At 42.2% G+C, this 15,938-nt stretch carries 27 protein-coding genes; 13 read left to right on the forward strand and 14 right to left on the reverse strand.

What is annotated here, in order from left to right:
• Window position 1 precedes the first annotated feature (1 nt).
• From AACS92_RS02840 to AACS92_RS02905, 14 genes are all read right to left on the reverse strand, one after another.
• Complete coding sequence (locus tag AACS92_RS02840; protein ID WP_099109850.1) at window positions 2-223, reverse strand: DUF4224 domain-containing protein; 222 nt, start codon at window positions 221-223, stop codon at window positions 2-4.
• Between the two features lie 257 nt (window positions 224-480).
• Window positions 481-1,122 (reverse strand): MT-A70 family methyltransferase, encoded by a 642-nt coding sequence (locus tag AACS92_RS02845; RefSeq protein ID WP_099109852.1) that lies wholly within the window; start codon window positions 1,120-1,122, stop codon window positions 481-483.
• Window positions 1,112-1,462, reverse strand: coding sequence for a phage protein NinX family protein (locus AACS92_RS02850; RefSeq protein WP_099109853.1), 351 nt, complete (start codon window positions 1,460-1,462; stop codon window positions 1,112-1,114). Before AACS92_RS02850 ends, AACS92_RS02845 begins: the two co-directional genes overlap by 11 nt.
• 11 nt (window positions 1,463-1,473) lie before the next feature.
• Window positions 1,474-1,725, reverse strand: a complete 252-nt coding sequence (locus AACS92_RS02855) for a hypothetical protein (RefSeq protein WP_099109854.1) — start codon at window positions 1,723-1,725, stop codon at window positions 1,474-1,476.
• 96 nt (window positions 1,726-1,821) lie between these two features.
• Complete coding sequence (locus AACS92_RS02860; RefSeq protein WP_099109855.1) at window positions 1,822-2,130, reverse strand: hypothetical protein; 309 nt, start codon at window positions 2,128-2,130, stop codon at window positions 1,822-1,824.
• Between the two features lie 318 nt (window positions 2,131-2,448).
• Entirely contained in the window at window positions 2,449-3,282 is an 834-nt protein-coding gene (gene recT / locus AACS92_RS02865; protein ID WP_099109857.1) for a recombination protein RecT, read from the reverse strand.
• Window positions 3,275-4,093 carry a PD-(D/E)XK nuclease-like domain-containing protein gene (locus tag AACS92_RS02870; RefSeq protein WP_099109858.1) on the reverse strand — a complete coding sequence of 273 codons (819 nt, stop codon included), beginning with the start codon at window positions 4,091-4,093 and terminating at the stop codon, window positions 3,275-3,277. Before AACS92_RS02870 ends, recT begins: the two co-directional genes overlap by 8 nt.
• A complete protein-coding gene (locus tag AACS92_RS02875) occupies window positions 4,090-4,368 on the reverse strand; it encodes a hypothetical protein (protein WP_099109859.1) in 279 nt (92 codons plus the stop codon). Before AACS92_RS02875 ends, AACS92_RS02870 begins: the two co-directional genes overlap by 4 nt.
• Window positions 4,365-4,544: a hypothetical protein gene (locus tag AACS92_RS02880; RefSeq protein ID WP_099109860.1), complete on the reverse strand. Its 180-nt coding sequence runs from the start codon at window positions 4,542-4,544 to the stop codon at window positions 4,365-4,367. Before AACS92_RS02880 ends, AACS92_RS02875 begins: the two co-directional genes overlap by 4 nt.
• Before the next feature lie 196 nt (window positions 4,545-4,740).
• Complete coding sequence (locus AACS92_RS02885) at window positions 4,741-5,004, reverse strand: hypothetical protein (protein ID WP_099109861.1); 264 nt, start codon at window positions 5,002-5,004, stop codon at window positions 4,741-4,743.
• Window positions 5,005-5,006: 2 nt separating this feature from the next.
• Window positions 5,007-5,402, reverse strand: coding sequence for a hypothetical protein (locus AACS92_RS02890; RefSeq protein WP_099109862.1), 396 nt, complete (start codon window positions 5,400-5,402; stop codon window positions 5,007-5,009).
• A gap of 270 nt (window positions 5,403-5,672) precedes the next feature.
• Entirely contained in the window at window positions 5,673-5,906 is a 234-nt protein-coding gene (locus AACS92_RS02895; RefSeq protein WP_099109863.1) for a hypothetical protein, read from the reverse strand.
• Window positions 5,907-6,201: 295 nt separating this feature from the next.
• Window positions 6,202-6,441 (reverse strand): hypothetical protein, encoded by a 240-nt coding sequence (locus tag AACS92_RS02900; protein WP_099109864.1) that lies wholly within the window; start codon window positions 6,439-6,441, stop codon window positions 6,202-6,204.
• Window positions 6,442-7,122: 681 nt separating this feature from the next.
• Window positions 7,123-7,827: a S24 family peptidase gene (locus AACS92_RS02905; RefSeq protein WP_099109865.1), complete on the reverse strand. Its 705-nt coding sequence runs from the start codon at window positions 7,825-7,827 to the stop codon at window positions 7,123-7,125.
• Window positions 7,828-7,937: 110 nt separating this feature from the next.
• Between AACS92_RS02905 and AACS92_RS02910 the strand changes: the two genes are divergently transcribed.
• The 13 genes from AACS92_RS02910 (at window position 7,938) to AACS92_RS02970 (ending at window position 15,899) form a co-directional block, all read left to right on the forward strand.
• Window positions 7,938-8,162 carry a transcriptional regulator gene (locus AACS92_RS02910; RefSeq protein WP_099109866.1) on the forward strand — a complete coding sequence of 75 codons (225 nt, stop codon included), beginning with the start codon at window positions 7,938-7,940 and terminating at the stop codon, window positions 8,160-8,162.
• Between the two features lie 415 nt (window positions 8,163-8,577).
• Window positions 8,578-9,558, forward strand: a complete 981-nt coding sequence (locus tag AACS92_RS02915; protein WP_241537932.1) for a replication protein — start codon at window positions 8,578-8,580, stop codon at window positions 9,556-9,558.
• The gene (locus AACS92_RS02920; RefSeq protein WP_099109867.1) at window positions 9,555-10,292 is read left to right on the forward strand and encodes a replication protein P; all 738 of its coding nucleotides are present in this window, start codon (window positions 9,555-9,557) and stop codon (window positions 10,290-10,292) included. Before AACS92_RS02915 ends, AACS92_RS02920 begins: the two co-directional genes overlap by 4 nt.
• A 3-nt stretch (window positions 10,293-10,295) precedes the next feature.
• Complete coding sequence (locus tag AACS92_RS02925; RefSeq protein ID WP_099109868.1) at window positions 10,296-10,682, forward strand: phage protein NinX family protein; 387 nt, start codon at window positions 10,296-10,298, stop codon at window positions 10,680-10,682.
• Complete coding sequence (locus AACS92_RS02930; RefSeq protein WP_099109869.1) at window positions 10,679-10,873, forward strand: DUF1187 family protein; 195 nt, start codon at window positions 10,679-10,681, stop codon at window positions 10,871-10,873. The genes AACS92_RS02925 and AACS92_RS02930 overlap by 4 nt, the downstream gene beginning before the upstream one ends.
• A gap of 169 nt (window positions 10,874-11,042) precedes the next feature.
• Complete coding sequence (locus AACS92_RS02935) at window positions 11,043-11,486, forward strand: recombination protein NinB (RefSeq protein ID WP_099109870.1); 444 nt, start codon at window positions 11,043-11,045, stop codon at window positions 11,484-11,486.
• Between the two features lie 20 nt (window positions 11,487-11,506).
• Window positions 11,507-12,178, forward strand: a complete 672-nt coding sequence (locus AACS92_RS02940; RefSeq protein WP_099109871.1) for a metallophosphoesterase — start codon at window positions 11,507-11,509, stop codon at window positions 12,176-12,178.
• 69 nt (window positions 12,179-12,247) lie between these two features.
• Window positions 12,248-12,475 carry a hypothetical protein gene (locus AACS92_RS02945; protein ID WP_099109872.1) on the forward strand — a complete coding sequence of 76 codons (228 nt, stop codon included), beginning with the start codon at window positions 12,248-12,250 and terminating at the stop codon, window positions 12,473-12,475.
• A complete protein-coding gene (locus tag AACS92_RS02950; RefSeq protein ID WP_099109873.1) occupies window positions 12,447-13,058 on the forward strand; it encodes a recombination protein NinG in 612 nt (203 codons plus the stop codon). Before AACS92_RS02945 ends, AACS92_RS02950 begins: the two co-directional genes overlap by 29 nt.
• A 172-nt stretch (window positions 13,059-13,230) precedes the next feature.
• Window positions 13,231-13,869 (forward strand): hypothetical protein, encoded by a 639-nt coding sequence (locus AACS92_RS02955; RefSeq protein WP_099109875.1) that lies wholly within the window; start codon window positions 13,231-13,233, stop codon window positions 13,867-13,869.
• Window positions 13,870-14,495: 626 nt separating this feature from the next.
• On the forward strand, window positions 14,496-14,813 hold the full coding sequence (locus AACS92_RS02960) for a hypothetical protein (RefSeq protein WP_099109876.1): 318 nt from the start codon (window positions 14,496-14,498) through the stop codon (window positions 14,811-14,813).
• Between the two features lie 207 nt (window positions 14,814-15,020).
• On the forward strand, window positions 15,021-15,344 hold the full coding sequence (locus AACS92_RS02965) for a Thoeris anti-defense Tad2 family protein (protein WP_099109877.1): 324 nt from the start codon (window positions 15,021-15,023) through the stop codon (window positions 15,342-15,344).
• A 246-nt stretch (window positions 15,345-15,590) separates the two neighbouring features.
• Window positions 15,591-15,899 carry a phage holin family protein gene (locus AACS92_RS02970; protein WP_099109878.1) on the forward strand — a complete coding sequence of 103 codons (309 nt, stop codon included), beginning with the start codon at window positions 15,591-15,593 and terminating at the stop codon, window positions 15,897-15,899.
• The last annotated feature ends 39 nt before the right edge of the window (window positions 15,900-15,938 follow it).

Raw genomic sequence — 15,938 nt, forward strand, 5'->3', positions numbered from 1 at the left:
GCTATATTGCTCCAAAATCAGGTTCTTCAGTAGAGGTTGAGTCAGAAAGCCTGGAGATAGGATTGTTAAAATGACCCCACGTAGTGCGAGGTCGTCCATCGGGGCGTTTAATGAAGAAAATACCGGCTTTTTCTAGTGATTGACACTGTTTGTATGGTTTTTGATACCCGGTCAGCTCTATTAGCTCCGTGTCGGTAATAAGGGTGTAATCGTGGCGTTCCATAATTATCTCCTTTTTTTCGACATGAAGATACCGCGAATAATGAAATTCATCTCATCTCCTTATCAATCATATCTACGTAATATCTCAGCCACATCACAGGCAGGAACTTACTCTTTTGATATGACGACATAGTGGTTTTAAATCGGGGTAGGTGCTTGGTGAGTATTTGGTTGGTTTGTTGAGCTGTACGTTTTGGATGCTGTTTCAGTTCCTTAAGGCAATCCCTTGCCACCTTCCTCCTTGCGTTCTCGAATTCGTTAGTCATCGGTGATGAATTTAACCTCACTAATAAATTCGATATTATTTTGGGGTGATTCATTGCCCCATAAATCCCAGCCCTCGACTGTCTCACGGGCAAATAATTCAATGCGGGGTACATCACCGTATAATTGCTCAAGTCTATGGTGAACCTCTCGCGGCTTTTGTGAGTGCTCACCTAAGCATGAATAAATAACCTGTTTCACACTGGCACTTTGTCGGGGTAGTCCATTACCCCTAACGGCGATCAACATATCTTCTGAGTTGCTGCGAGTGTAATTGCCACCATTCATCCGTGTTTCAGTATTAAGCAGCTCCATGAAATCCCAGCTATCGAACAGCTTGTCTTCCTGAATGGCTTTATCTATGCGATCCATTGCTAACTTATTCAGCTTGACCCATGTGAACAGCTTCATAGTCTTGACCGTGAATCCCCATGCCTCAGATAGCTTGATGGCTTCCAGTGCAAAATTTCCCGTATACCACATGCAGAGCACAGAGTTTTCAGCGGCTATTTGTTCTATGGGAAGTCGGGTGAGGGAATAAAAATCAGTGGTGGTATAGTGGTTATTAGCGGCTCCGTTACTGGCAACGTTATTATATTGCCACGGGGGATCAGCCAATATGAGGCTATATTTCATTCTCCATGTCCTTCATATGCAGAAATATAACCATTGCTGCTTTATATGGATTATCAAGAAAGCACTCTATTTCACCATCATTACTTGCATAATGAAACTTTCTGTCCTGAAATATAAGACTGATTCCATATTTAATAATTATTGGCATAGATTCTGATGGATTATTACAGGGATCGAATGCCCGGCCTCGTTTACTGATAAAGCCACCATAATTATCACCTGATGAAACATTCCATATCATTTCTTCTGAATCATTGGCGCAAAAAATACATTGTGATAAGTTGAATTTTTCAGCTACTAGCTTGTTAATTTCAAAATCTGATAATTGACTGTAGTCCATATTACTTCTCGTTATTTGTTTGGATGACGGTAGAGCTTAAATACATCGGGGTCATTATTGAATTCATGAAAAACTTCGCCGATAAAACCATCTCCACTAACGATGAAATGGCCGGCGGGTTCCATATTTTCATATTTTGCGAGACGTTTTAATATCGTGATGTATGAGTCTAAATCCAATGTTATTTCATTAGCTCCTGCTGCTTTTAAATTCTCGGCTGATTCTAATGTTGTATTTATGTCTCTAATCACATCATTGTTCATTATTAATTCTCCTGCATATACTCTCTGCTTTCTTACACATATCAGTATCAAACCAGCCGAAGTGACAGGTGTTAAAACTGATGTCTAATTGAGTTGCTATATATGCAATCTCCTCAATGCTTCTTTCACAGCATTTAAACGAGAATCCATCCTTTTGTATTTTGGACTATCAATGTTTAGCGCGGGAGCAAGATATCCAATGAGATACCCGTTATCAGCCTTGAGAACAAAATCAGATAACGAGCAGCCCATCGCAGGCCAGAATGCAGACCATGAGTTACCATATTCAGAGATTGTTATCCGGCCCATCTTATTACCGTAATCTTCCAGATAAACATGAATAGGATCATGACGTGGTACATCCGTGATCTGTATTTTAGCGACATCCGATGTTTCGATATGCATAATAATCCTCCCGCCGCGCAGCAGCGTAGTGATAGGGTGTAGGGTTAGAATTGGTTAAATCACGTAGATAGTATGGTTGGGGTATTGCTGTGATTAAGGCCTGCGTGTTTTAAATGACTATTCAGGTTACCCAGAATAAGGACTTCGTGAGTGAAATCAGTTTCGCAATATACTTTCCCTTTGGAAATTTCCGCAGGCGGGTTTTTCTTATTTTTTTCCCGTCTCCTTTTATCTGAATCCCTATGGCGCTGAACACAGCAATTATTTTTTGCATACCTTGCTGTATGACCTAATTTACACGGCTTACCTTCAAAATATTTATTCGGTTCCTTGTCCATCCTGTTGTACCTCTTCGAATTCACCTTCAAAGATTGCAGCATGCTCTTGATCGATATTTGCTTCTGCTTTTTCATCCAGAACGACAGCTTTTTGCATCTCAATAGACACAGGTAGATATTTAAACAGGCGACGAATTACGGTTTTTTTCGCCATCTCTTCCCAGTGAGATACCCACGGTCCATTGCTGCCCGCTTTGCTTTGTGTTCTGACTTTCTCAATTTGATTAAATGTCATGACTTCAAACTGAACGCCGCTATCTTTTAGTCGGGCTACTGCGTAAACGTGGGTTATTGGTGCGTTCTCATCTTCGCCCGGAACGTGTGTTAAATTTTCACTGAGTCCATATTCAAAATGGAATTTATCGCCACTCCTGACTGTACGAGCGGAAATACTAACTATCTGACCGGAGCGACGAGCCAGATCAATCATTCCCCGGTAGCCAATAATTAACTGAGCGTCAGTTCTGACAGTTACCCACCGATTACCTTCTTTTTGTTTTTTATCAAATGGTAAAATATAGGCATGACCCAGTGCATTACCGGGTTCAAGTCCCAACTGAGAACATTGGACGACTGCACCAACAAAACTTTGCATGTCACAATTAGCGAGTTCTGGAGTCTTTCTAATTTCAGTGGTGACAATACGGATCATGCGGTCAGGGGTCATATGATTAGGCAAAGCAGCAGCCAATTGCGCCTTCATACTGGGCTTATTAATGAACTGAATAAGAGCCTGATCTTTGGTGGTTACGACTTTAGTTTGTGGCTGAGTTTTCTGTAAATCAGCTTGCGCTAGCGGTGGTGTATTAGTCATCTCTTCGCTCCTTTGCATAGTAGGGTAGTGATAGTTCTCGCAGGCCGGGCCACTCATCTGTTCTCAGGCATTCAGCATAGGTGGCAAGGTTTCTTTGGTAGGCTGCGCGTCCTGCTGATTTAGCCTGCTCAGTCATGATGTAAGTTCTTACTGGGTAGCGACCGCAATTCACGGTGGTACTAACAACGATAAAAGCGAATGTAGGTGTTTCACCGATTATTTCCTTATACCCATCTGAATAGAATGCGCCTTGTACATGATAACGATAGTCATAGGCTGTTTTATCGAATCTGTTTATGTCTGCCGTTGTTTTTACATCAACTATCCAGTGATGATTTTCAACCAGCCTGTCGGGTCTGGAGCGGCATAAAATCCCTGTTGTCGAATCTTCCCAATAGATACTGCACTCTGATTTTCCGTCAATCTCCAACAGTGACTTTGCGGTTGGGTGAGCCATTGCGCTATCTCTTATGATCTTTAACTTCCGATGTTGTTCATAATCCATGATGATTTTTCCAGTATCGGCGCATTCTTTTTGAAATTCCTGTTCTTCCTGCTTTCCTGCGTTAGTGCGTCGATTGAATGGAGGTGCTTCAATAAATCTATTGCTGAACTCATCCGGCTCTAATAGCAAACAGTGTAGTGCGGTTCCCATATCCAGAGCTTTTGTTTTTTCCTCATCGATAGGTGAATCCCTTCGGCATATAAATTCTGCGGGCATTTCTTCTATATCATCCAGCATCGACTTACTCACCCCTTCACCCTTGTGATAATCCTCATTGGATATGTCGTAATAGATACCGGGCTTCATGCTGCCTCCCGCCTCTTAATTTCCAGCAAACACAGGTCATATAAAAGGTCATTGAGGTACTCAAGAGCATCGCTATTCTGGTCGATTAATGGACTAAAAATCTCCATCATTTTAGGGGATAAGACACCCTCAGGCTCTTCCGGTAGGCTGCTATATAATTCGTAAGCCTTTTCACCTCGTTCTTCCTCTATCATTTCCTGATAAGCAGCATCCTCTTCTGCTTTGTTCCGTGCCCGCTCCCAATTGGCATAAGTGTTATAACCGAAATTTCTCATAGTGGGATCCTTTCAAATTTGGCTGTTTGTTGTTTGCTCCGTGCCATCAATAATCTGAACTTAATTTCAATTACCAAATCATCAAGTTCTGATTCGGTTAATTCATTCTCTTGAGCAATTCGCGCTATTTGTTCCATGCCGTGGCGTTTTTTAACTGCAAATCTTGTGAGACGCATGTGTTATTTCTCCATTGTGATTAAACAGGAATAAATACAGTTAATGAGATGAGAAAGAGAATAATTCGGCGCTTCCATGCGCGCCGGTTCCTGACTGCTTGTGGTTTTTTGGGTATGACTGCGCACCCGTCGAACATGTTATTGCGCATGTAAGAAGCCCTCGTTAGCGAAAACGATGCGTTATTTTGGGGTTGGATTACTTAGCGCCGAGACTTTTAGCGAAATTAATTGCAGATTCTAAAGAACCGCGCTTGACGATTTGCTTATACTGGTACTTATTTGTGGTTGGATAAAAAAGTACTTTCCCTTTTGGGGTATTAAAACGAACAGTTCCGTTATTATCGATAGTGTAGGGAATATCAATCGACGAATATTTATCTCTATTGATTGAATGCCGTTCCTCCTTACGTCTTTTTAATTCCTCCCTCCACACTCTATAATCATCACCGACATCACCCATGGCTATTCCTTTTTCTGAGTCAGAGCAATAAGGGCTTTTGCGTGGAGTTCGGCTGATTCGCGGTCGAGGTGTATTAAGCCTGATTTTAATACCATCATGTCCCAATCATCTCCATCCCATCTATATTCCCTAGCCCCTTGAATCAAATCTATTCTAACCAAGAAATATGGTTGACCAATTTCAGGCTCGCATCTTAAAGGCTCAGGAACATCATATTCCCCGATTTTGATAGTTCGTGGTTTTAGTCTGTATTTATAATCTGACCAGAATATTAATTCAGCGTAGCACTGACACCAATCACCACCATGAAACATCTCAAAATATTCCCACGGCCTATCGGTAATATGAGACAATCTAGCGTACTCAGATATTAAATCAGCGTGAATGTGTTTAGGCATTATCTATCCTCCAGAGACATAGCGCCTTCATCTGAGTAATCAGTGCAATAAACAGCTTTCCCCGTGTATTTGTAACCATCTTCATCTTCAATTTGTAAATTACTACATATGGTATATTCTTCATTCAATCTACTTTCTTCAACCTTCTCATAAGATATACCAGCCATATCACAGATATACTGTATTTATTTAATTGTTATCGTAATTCTGCTCATTGTCATTTTCCTATATTCAGGTAATAAAAAGCCCCGCATTGGCGAGGCTGGTGATTTAATGATTTAGATACATTATATAAATAGCCAAAAATATTAATGCCGCCAATATTGGTGGGATTAATAACCCTGCTGCTATTATTGATAATAATATTTTGGAGAATGTCTTTTTAATTACCTTAAGTGCCAGAAAGCCAAAAAGTAACCCTATAGGAATAGAAATATACCAAAATTTATATAATATCCCCATATATATAGCTGCATAAAATACTATTGGATTTATATCAAACATATTCCCTCATGAATTCCATTGTCGAATCCATGAATATATCAGAGTCACTCACCACAGCCCACTCGGAAATGAGCTGGAGTTAGTTAAATGCAACCATAGTTGTTACGTAGATATAAAGGAATGTCATTAAGCCATGAGCGATAATGCCTACGATACATCAAGCAAATTTCAATAGTACGTCTACGTAAAACAGGGTTATTTCGACAAACATTTAACTCACTACGATAATAATCGTATTTTTCTTTATCGTCTTTTGCACATGACAACGCAAATTTCATTTGAGATTGAATCATACTTACACCCTCGCAGTAACATTCCCCGACGCCAGACAGCGGGATTTGGTTTTGGTTGAAACTGGTTTTTTAGATGGAGCGCCGTTAACTGTCGTAATAAAGCTGGTTAATGCGTTAACAGTGTCGCGTTCCTGTTTGGTCATGCGTTGTTTGGGTTGGCGGTTGTTCCAGAAGTCTTCTTTTCGCTGCTTCTGGATATCGTTGAAAATATTATCAAGAGCTAACTCAAGTCTGTCTTTCATGAATATTCTCCCGTTAATTGGCTTTGATGCTATGGCTATGTTCAGCACACCTCAAAGCCAACTGCACTCTGAACCACACTCTCGCAGTGGTCGCGCTCATGCCCTTGAGTGCCTTCTTTCAGCCATAACCGACGCAAGATTGGCTTTCTTGCTGCTTATCGGAGCTATTTGTAATCATTAACCCTAACCCGTCGCTACACAGGCTAACCATTTGGCTATTCGGGGATGCGTCACTACCGCATCATCAAAGCATTACGCTTGCGGTCTAACCCGCTTTGGTTTACATAAATTCTCCTTAGTTGATAACACGACATAACATCTTAACGAGTACGCCTTTACGGGCCGGTTGTCTCGCCCGATTGCCTGAATGATTACCCGATACTTTGAGTAATTACCCGGCGCGATTTCAGTTTGCTAGGGCTCGTCAGTTGCCTGTCGTGGGAGTTAGGTTGTTAAAGAGCGAACTTCCTTTTACGTTTGGCTCCTTGCCTTGGATGACTTAAATATACCCATAGGTACCCTGATTGTAAATACCTAAAGGTAAACAAAATACAAAGAAAAGTTTACCTGTTTGAAATTTCAGGTAATTTTTTTGTTTATTGTTTTCAAAATGTGATTGCGATCATGAATTGATTAAGAAATAAAACTGGTAGGAGGCCGCTAGGTGCGGCCTGTTTGATGTTAACCGTGGAATTTGTACGCGCGTGATTGACTAACTAAAACTTTTCCTTGAATAAATAATTCATTAGCCTCTTGTTCATCCAAGTACCAAGTTTCATATTTTTTATTGTCTGAAATTATCGCCATTTTTTTATATTGTAGCTGTAACCTCTTTATAAATACTTGATTGCCAATAAGAAAAATGTATATTCCATCCCCGTCGAAATGCTTCACTGAAACATCAACAAATATCTGATCCTTAGATTCGAACGTACCAGCCATTGAATCTCCATTAACGGCAATCATTTTTATATGCTCTGCTGGTCTGCCACCAAATAGTGATTTTGCTTCGCCGTTCGTATATTCAATAGAACGAATTGTTTCAATAAATTCATCTCGAACCATAACACCCCTTCCTGCACTTGCTTGCACATCAAATACTTCAACTTTGTAGTATTGGGAATCATGTTTTGGTTCTATGGTTACTGCCATATCAACTATGCCATCCATCCAGCCAGCAGGAAGATTTAAAGCCTTCTGGATCGCATGAACCATCTTGTCACCTATTCTTTTGTATCCAGATTTCGTGGGGGGATACAACATGCGGGAGACATAAGATTTATCTTTTCCTATTGCGCGAGAAAATTCCTCTTGCGTCTCATATTGAGAAACAAGCTCAATCAGCTTTTTTCTTCGAATTTCATACAAATCAAGTTCTGTGTTCATAGTTTAAATCATCGTTCAAAAATACCTGTTGGTAAATTGCCTGTGGGTATAGACTTTTCATTTACCCTTGGGTATATTAATATTATGTTTAGGTAACCGAAGGACAACAAATGGATAAGCTAAGGATATTTTTAAACGCACTAACAGCGGAGGAGAGAGAGTCCTTTGCTGCTAAGTGTGAAACTACGGCTGGATATCTGCGTAATGCTGTTTATACCAAGAAAAAACTTGGTGCCAGCCTGTGTGTGCTGATTGAAAAACATAGTAACGGTGCAGTTACTCGCAAAGATCTTCACTCTGATTGGGTGAAAATGTGGCCTGAATTAGCAGCATAGTTTTTGTTCTTTTTGCTCTTTAACAATCTGCCCTCACGACAAGCTACTGGTGAACCCTAGCAAATCGAAATAGCGCCGGGAGGTAGGGCTACTCTCAGGCAAGCGGGATTATTATCCCGTAAAGGCTCACTCATCAACCAGCTTTGGTCGTTTAACAGTCATCTATCTCAGGATAGTTGATCTCTCTTTTTATTTTCTAAACAAAGTCTAACTGTCATTTCACTTTAGGAATGTTACCGATGGGAATTACAGGCGGGATAAAAAGAAAAACCCCAGTTGGGCAAACAACTAGGGCCTCTTTATACAGTTTGGAGTGTTGGTATCTCAATGAAGAAGAGGTATGCAAGCCCACTCTAAAGCGACCAACAACGAGGTAAGTATACATGAAAATCCGATTTAATGGTAGGGAGGCCGTATGAGTACAGCGGAGGTTTTTGATTTTAATGCGGCTCGAAAAACTAGGAGCAACAGGGTGGAAAACCAGAAATTAGGTTTCATCCAGTTGTACAGGAGCATCAGAAATAAACCGTGGGCTAAAGACGTTTTTCTCAGAACGCTGTGGGAAAATTTGCTTATGGATGCAGCCAGACAACCTTACATAGCGAATTTCAAAGGTAACATCTGGCACTTAAAAGCTGGTCAGTTAGTTACTACTCCCGCTGACCTCGGGCTAAACCTGTGCGATAGGAACAATAAACCAACTAGTAGAGATGCGGTAAATAGAATGCTGGCTGTTTTTGTTCGGGAAGGAATGATCACTATCGAAGGAGAAAAGCATAAAGGCACGGTGATCACCATCACAAATTACAGTGATTATGCCGAAAAAATAGACAATTTACCCGCACATAAGGCCGCACATACAGCCGCACATGACGAACCCAGTAATAACGCGGTCTCAGAGCAGCCCCCCGCACATGGAGACGCACATAACCCCGCACATCATGAACAAGAATATATATTAGATACTAACGTATCTAATGATCGTCCGAGAAAATCTAAATCGTCTGGCAAGGTTAATCCTGATGCTGCTGTCAGTTCACCTAAAGGTGATAAGTGGGGAACTACCGAAGACCTGACTGCTGCTGAGTGGATTTATCAGAAAGTCTTGGTTGTCAGGCCGAATACCAAAACACCCAATTGGGCATCATGGGCCAATGATATTCGCTTGATGAGGCAATCCGACAATCGAACCCATGCGGAGATCTGCCGCCTGTTCAAGTGGGCAAATCAGGATGCATTCTGGTATTGCAATATCTTGTCACCTACCAAGTTACGGGAAAAATGGGACACGCTCGAAGCGCAGAGCACCCAACCCAACCGCAAGCAAATTGCCAACCCTAACCCGGAGTCAGTTAACAACTGGAACACGGCTGAGGCATGGGAGGAATTTCTATGAACCGCAAGCTGGTTAACGCCATTGCTAACCGTGATGGTGCGGCATTATCTCGCTTGTCAGAAGACCGTCAGCCGAGTAATCAACCGGTAGTGAACGAGAACGCCGAACGATTGGTCAATGCGTTATTCAGGCAACTGAAACAGGTATTTCCTGCTGCAATGCAGACCAATCTACGGAACGAGTCAGACGAGGCATTGGCTAAACAGCAGTGGATCGCCGCATTCGCTGAAAATGGTATTCGCACCAAAGAGCAATTATCTGCGGGAATGCGTCAGGCTCGTGCCAGTGAATCTCCGTTCTGGCCTTCGCCGGGTCAATTCGTGCAGTGGTGTAAACAGGGAGAAGCATTGTCAGTCGGACTGCCAACCGAAGACGAGCTTTACGAGATGTTCCGTGATTATTGTAAGTATCGTGGTTGGCGTGATGTCGAGTGGCAATCTAACGCCTGTTACTGGATGGTGACAAATATTCACGCTGAAATGTTACGCCAGAACTTAACTGATTCGGAGGTTAAAAAACTCTGTAGCCGGGAATTGAAAATCATGGCTAAGCGCATTCAGGCAGGAGAAAAAATACCAGAGCCAGTTGTTCAAATAGAGAAAAAATACACGCCTACCGACTCCTATGAGTCATTAAGGCAGATTTACTATCTGAAAGAGATGCTTAAGAAAACTGACTTAAGCTTTCATGAGTGGTTATGTGAGAGCAACAGAAAACACAAAAAGGGTTATTAACGAATGAAAATCAAAACAAGTGAGCTGACAGGTAAGGCGTTGGATTGGGCTGTGGCGTTGTCTTTAGGAGCAGAGATTTGTAGTAAGGGTCGTTTTCTGGAATTACCAAGTGGGCATTTTGTAGATAAAAAAAGTAGATATTATTCATTTAAGCCATCTTCTGATTGGTCTATATGCGTCCAGTTAATTGATAAATATCTAGATAGCTTAACCCGTATGTGTATTGATTCTCCTTGGATAGCATCTTGTAAGGCGGTAACAGTGAATGATTTTTCCATTTGGAAAGTACAGGAAGGCCAAACACCGCAAATCGCCATATGCCGCGCTGTAGTCTCTTCTAAATTAGGCGACGAAGTTGAAATCCCTGATGAACTACTGGAGGCAGAATGAAATACCAAATCACAGCCACCATCACTAGAGCCGGTGGATTACCTGTTACTTGGATACGGAACTCAGATAAGAAACTCACCAAAAAAGAATGCGAGAAAATGGTCTCACCGAGGCGCAGGAATATGAATGCAGATATCGGTGTGGAGAAAGTGGAACTGAGTAATTTTGTTTGTCGGAGGGTGGGAGTATGAGTGAAGAAATTAAAAATTGCAGCAAGTGCAATGGATTCAGGCTTAGAATAGACCACAATCAAAAGCCCAAATGTAAGTGCCAAATTACATGTTTGATGTGCCTGTTTTCTGTTGAATCAAAATTAAGCATGAAGAATGCAATTAAATTGTGGAATAAGAGAGAGGGCTGATGGAAAAGCAGGTCTTTCTGCTTAGAAATGCGCACATACTCAAAAACCTAATAGCCTCTCTCAATAATTTACCCCTCAACGACGAATTCCCCATTCAAGTCACCCTATCAGATTCAAGCCGAACACTACCGCAGAACGACAAGTTCCATGCGTTATGTGGTGACGTTTCTAAACAGGGTATTGAATGGGCTGGTAATACATGGAAGACGCCGGAATGGAAATGCATTTTCGTCTCTGGTCACGCCAAAGCGACCGGAAAAGAGGGGCAAATCATCGCAGGGCTGGAAGGTGAATTAGTACCGCTGGCAAGGGAAAGTACCGCCAGAATGAGTGTAAAGCGCATGAGCAGTTTAATTGAATATTCACAGGCATGGGCCGTATATCAGGGCGTAAAGCTCACAGAGAAACGCTACACGCTGAACTATTACGGTCATCGAATTTAACTCAAGTGGAGGCAGGAGCAGTGAGTGAAATCAGAAACGGAAATTATCTAAAAATAGAGGGCGATCAATATCATCGTATTTTTGTGGTTGGGGACTTGCACGGATGCTATCAGCTTTTAATGGATAAACTGCAACAGGTTGAATTTGATTATAAAAACGATTTATTGATATCGGTAGGTGACCTCATTGATAGGGGGGATCGAAATGTCGAATGTCTCGACCTGATAACTCAAAAGTGGTTCAGGGCGGTTCGGGGTAATCATGAGCAGATGGCGATAGATGCGCTATTCCATAGCGGTAATAGTGACCTGTGGTTTAACAACGGCGGTCAGTGGTTTCTGTATCTGGATGCTGAGCAGAAAATATTGGCAAAGACTTTATTGGCAAAAGCGGAGCAGTTACCTCTGGTTATTGAAGTGGACACAGGGCACAAGGTAATTGTCATTGCCCATGCTGACTATCCAGACAATGAGTATGATTTCGGTAAATTGGTTAATTGGCAGTCTGTCATCTGGAATCGAGACCGAATTTACGATGCGACCGAAAGCGGTATAGGTAGGGAAATTACCGGCGCTGACCTGTTTATATTCGGGCATACACCCGCACATGACAATGCTCAATATTGGAATCAGCGATATATCGATACTGGCGCAGTGTTTGGCTATGGGTTGACTGTGGAACAAATCAAATGAAATACCTCCCATTCACACTCTTTTGGATAACAATCACACTGATTATGGGACTGGCTTTAGGGGGATAAGGTGAACAAATTACCACGTAATTACGGTTGGAACAGAGTTAAGTTAGCTCAGCATAGTTACGACGATTTAGAGCGGCTCGAAATTGACGTTAAGGAAAATCACGCCTGTGAGGATGGTATTTACCTCATTGATGCAAAAGGCCGGAAAAAACTCGATGCCATCAGCTGGGCGATATACTACAAGAATAAGGCGGAAAGGAATGAAAAAGCAGGTACGGAGAAAATGTAAAATCTGTCGTGAGTGGTTTCATCCAAAAGCTGACCATATATGGTGGTGTAGCCCGGAACATGGCGCAGAATTGGGAATGCGACGACAAGACAGGAAATATGAAAGAGTTAGGCAGAAGTTAGAGCGAGAACGACGACAAAAAGAAGTAGCCAACCGAGATAAACTCAAAGCCCGCAAGTTAGCCGTAAAACCCCGCAGTTATTGGATTCAACAAGCCCAACGCGCCGTAAATACCTATATCAGAGAACGAGACCGCGACTTACCGTGTGTCTCCTGTGGCACGTACACGTCTTCTCAATGGGATGCGGGGCACTATAGGACAACTTCTGCGGCTCCTCAGTTGAGATTTGATGAACGGAATATTCAGCGGCAGTGCATCGTCTGTAACCAGCATAAATCCGGGAATATTGTTCCTTACCGGGTTGAGTTAATCCGGCGTATTGGTCAGACAGAGGTAGATGCTATTGAGTCCAATCATGATCGGCACCGTTGGACGATTGAGGAATGTCAGTCTATTCGGGATAAGTACAAAGAAAAGCTCAGGGAATTACGGGCACGGGAGGAGGTATGTTTACCGAACTAGAGCCTGCAATCGAAGAGGCCAGATATCTGAAAAGAAAAACAGGCCATCACCGCTGCATTCTCCAACTGGAGGACGGAAGGATGGTTGTTAGGGTACATAGAAAATCAATGGCGGGAATTTTGATGTATACAACGCGTCTCGATAAAGAGCATACAGTATTGCCGGAGGTAAGATGAGGGATATTAACAGCTACAGGCATGTAGCCAGCGCGCCAAGGAAATCATACCTAGGCAAAGCGCGCAGATTAACGCCAGCCCAAGAACGATGGGTTAAGGCTATATTATCACTTTGGGCTGATGAAATGGGAGGTTCAGCCTACTCTGGAGGATATGGAGGTAGTGGCTGCGATGGTATTTGGCGATTTATTAGTGGATGGTCAGGAGAGCAGCAAGAGAAGTTTATGGATGTATTCGATAATCTAAGAACCGCTGGGTATAAAGGGGAAGAGCTACTGAGAAAAGCTCACATGATCTTATTCCCCAAGCAATCACTCAGTGACATGTTTAAACGTGCCAACGATATAGACGAAGCTGATTTTGTAGAAAAGGCGATCCTAAAGGCTTTTAGTAAGTCTAACCCTGTCTATGTTCTCGCTACTGATTACTACCTTCGTAGAAACACCGTGCAGACTCTCGCAAACTATATGCAGAGTGATATTGCTCCGTGGTTGACCATCAAACAATGTATTGATCGGGTGAAATGGTGCATTAGTTTATTTCATGCAAAAGTCTATATGGTGTTACAGGATGAAATAGTAAGAGAGCGCTCACAAAAAGGAATAGAAACAATAAATATTTCTGAAATAACTTGAAAAAAAGTTATGAGAGTGTATATTTTAGGTATGCTCGGAGCAAGAAGCGAAAGAGCGGGTAACAAGGCAAATCGGGGCGGCGCTTGTTATCGATTCCGCCCAGTTGGTCACTTCGACTTAGGTCTGGGACTCCAACCACTCCGGCTGAGAGGTCGGAATAATTCCATAGCCTCGCACTCGCGGGGCTTTTTCATATCTACCAGTAGTCAATTTAGAGTTTACAACTCAACTCCTGAAGAATTTGCAGTAGTTCGAAATCCCATAAGTTCGGGATGTTCAGAGTAATATCCTTGTCACCTCCTTGAGAGGCATTAAGACCTGTTTAAGGTGCGTCTACTCAGGCTACCGTCTGGATGACGGTATTGTTGAAAGTTATTCTACAGTATCGGAACAAATTCAAGTAGTTAGATCGGGGTCGAGCAGCACCATATACCATATTTAAATCAGTATGTTAGATATGATTTTGGTTGATGTGAGCAGCATCTAGCTCCCTATAGAACGCAAAACACATTGTCATTGCGGCAATGTTATCTTGCATCCGGTATCAGTGTGATATCCCTGACCGTTAGCTTCACGAAACGAGGCTTTACTATCAGCACCAAACTTAAAATACACCGGGGGAATGAATGCCTGCACCAATCACAGAGTCCTTAATTATTCGCCCTGCCTCTGAGCAGCCTACATTTGATATGGATGGCAAAGAGGTACTGGTTTTAAATCCCTGCGATGGCTGGCATATCGGTTATGTTCGTTTTTGGAATGAAAAAGAATACAACGGCATCTATCGATGGATAGGCGAAGAGTTTGAACCCCGATATTTTTACGTTGCTTGGGCACTTTTACCCGATGGACTAAAAGTTAGTAATGCTTTTGAGAGTCAAGGTGCTACACCAGAAGAGCATGATCGCTATTGGACTGGAAGAGCAAAGCCAAGCGGGAAATAAGTTATCAGCACCAAACTTCAAATATACACCTCACTGAATCACGCACTCGACTAACAGATAAACTTTATAATACGCCACCCTATTTTAAGGCGTATTGATTCTGTTACAGGCTATTCAATTGAGATAAGAACCTGACCTCAGTAATATTAACCGGCTAGTTAGCAGTAGGATGAAATGACCTTTAACGAATAATAAAGTGAGGTGTTTATGTCTGATGTTAATAAGCTGGATAGTACACCATGTTCGTTTGATCCTGACCAATATAAGGTCAAGGTTACAATTGCAAATGATACAGTTGCACCTGTTGGTTCATTCCCGTGGGCGATGATTCAGATGTATTTGGGTAACCAAGTGCATCGTAAGGTCTGGCCTGCAGGTATGATTCTTAGAATGTCTGCTGTCAGTAGTTACGATCCAGCTAAAAATATTATGATATATGATGAATTTGGTAATGCTGATTGGGTTTCTTGGCAGCCAGGACAAGATGATATGACATTTTGTGATTGGGATTTATATAAATCCAATTCTTAATATCTTTGTTTTTAAGCTTGAAATTATTCTTCAAGGCTGCTTATGCGGCCTTTTTTGTTTCTGGAGGTTATATGTGAAGTTAACTCCACATATAACGATTTAACTCCACACATAAGAAATTTGCCACCGTAATCACTTCCATAACCTCAGTATCTCCTATTGCGGCTGGCATCCTATTCACTACAACTCACAGGGGCGACCACAGACTCACCCCACGGACGCCCATTGTTCTGATGGGGTGGAAATATGCGTATGCCAAATAAAGACCCAGGCAGCTTTGAGCTATCTCAATGGCTGATACTTTTGCTGCTTTCTGCATGGGGCGGGATAGTCCGCTATATCATTGATATAAAAACCAGCAACGCCCGCTGGAGTTGGCTTGGGGCATTTGCCCAGGTCATTGTTTCAGGATTTACCGGACTGATAGGTGGATTTATCAGTTTGGAGGCGGGGCTGAGCTTATACATGACATTCGCCAGTGCAGGTATGTGCGGAGCAATGGGCAGTATCGCCCTCACGTATTTCTGGAACCGACTGACAGGTGCTCACAGATGATTAAGGAAATATACGGTGTGAAGATATTTCCGCTGGTTG

Origin of the sequence: Xenorhabdus sp. KJ12.1, assembly GCF_963876495.1 — a bacterium.
In the GTDB taxonomy this organism is placed as follows: Bacteria; Pseudomonadota; Gammaproteobacteria; order Enterobacterales; family Enterobacteriaceae; genus Xenorhabdus; species Xenorhabdus stockiae.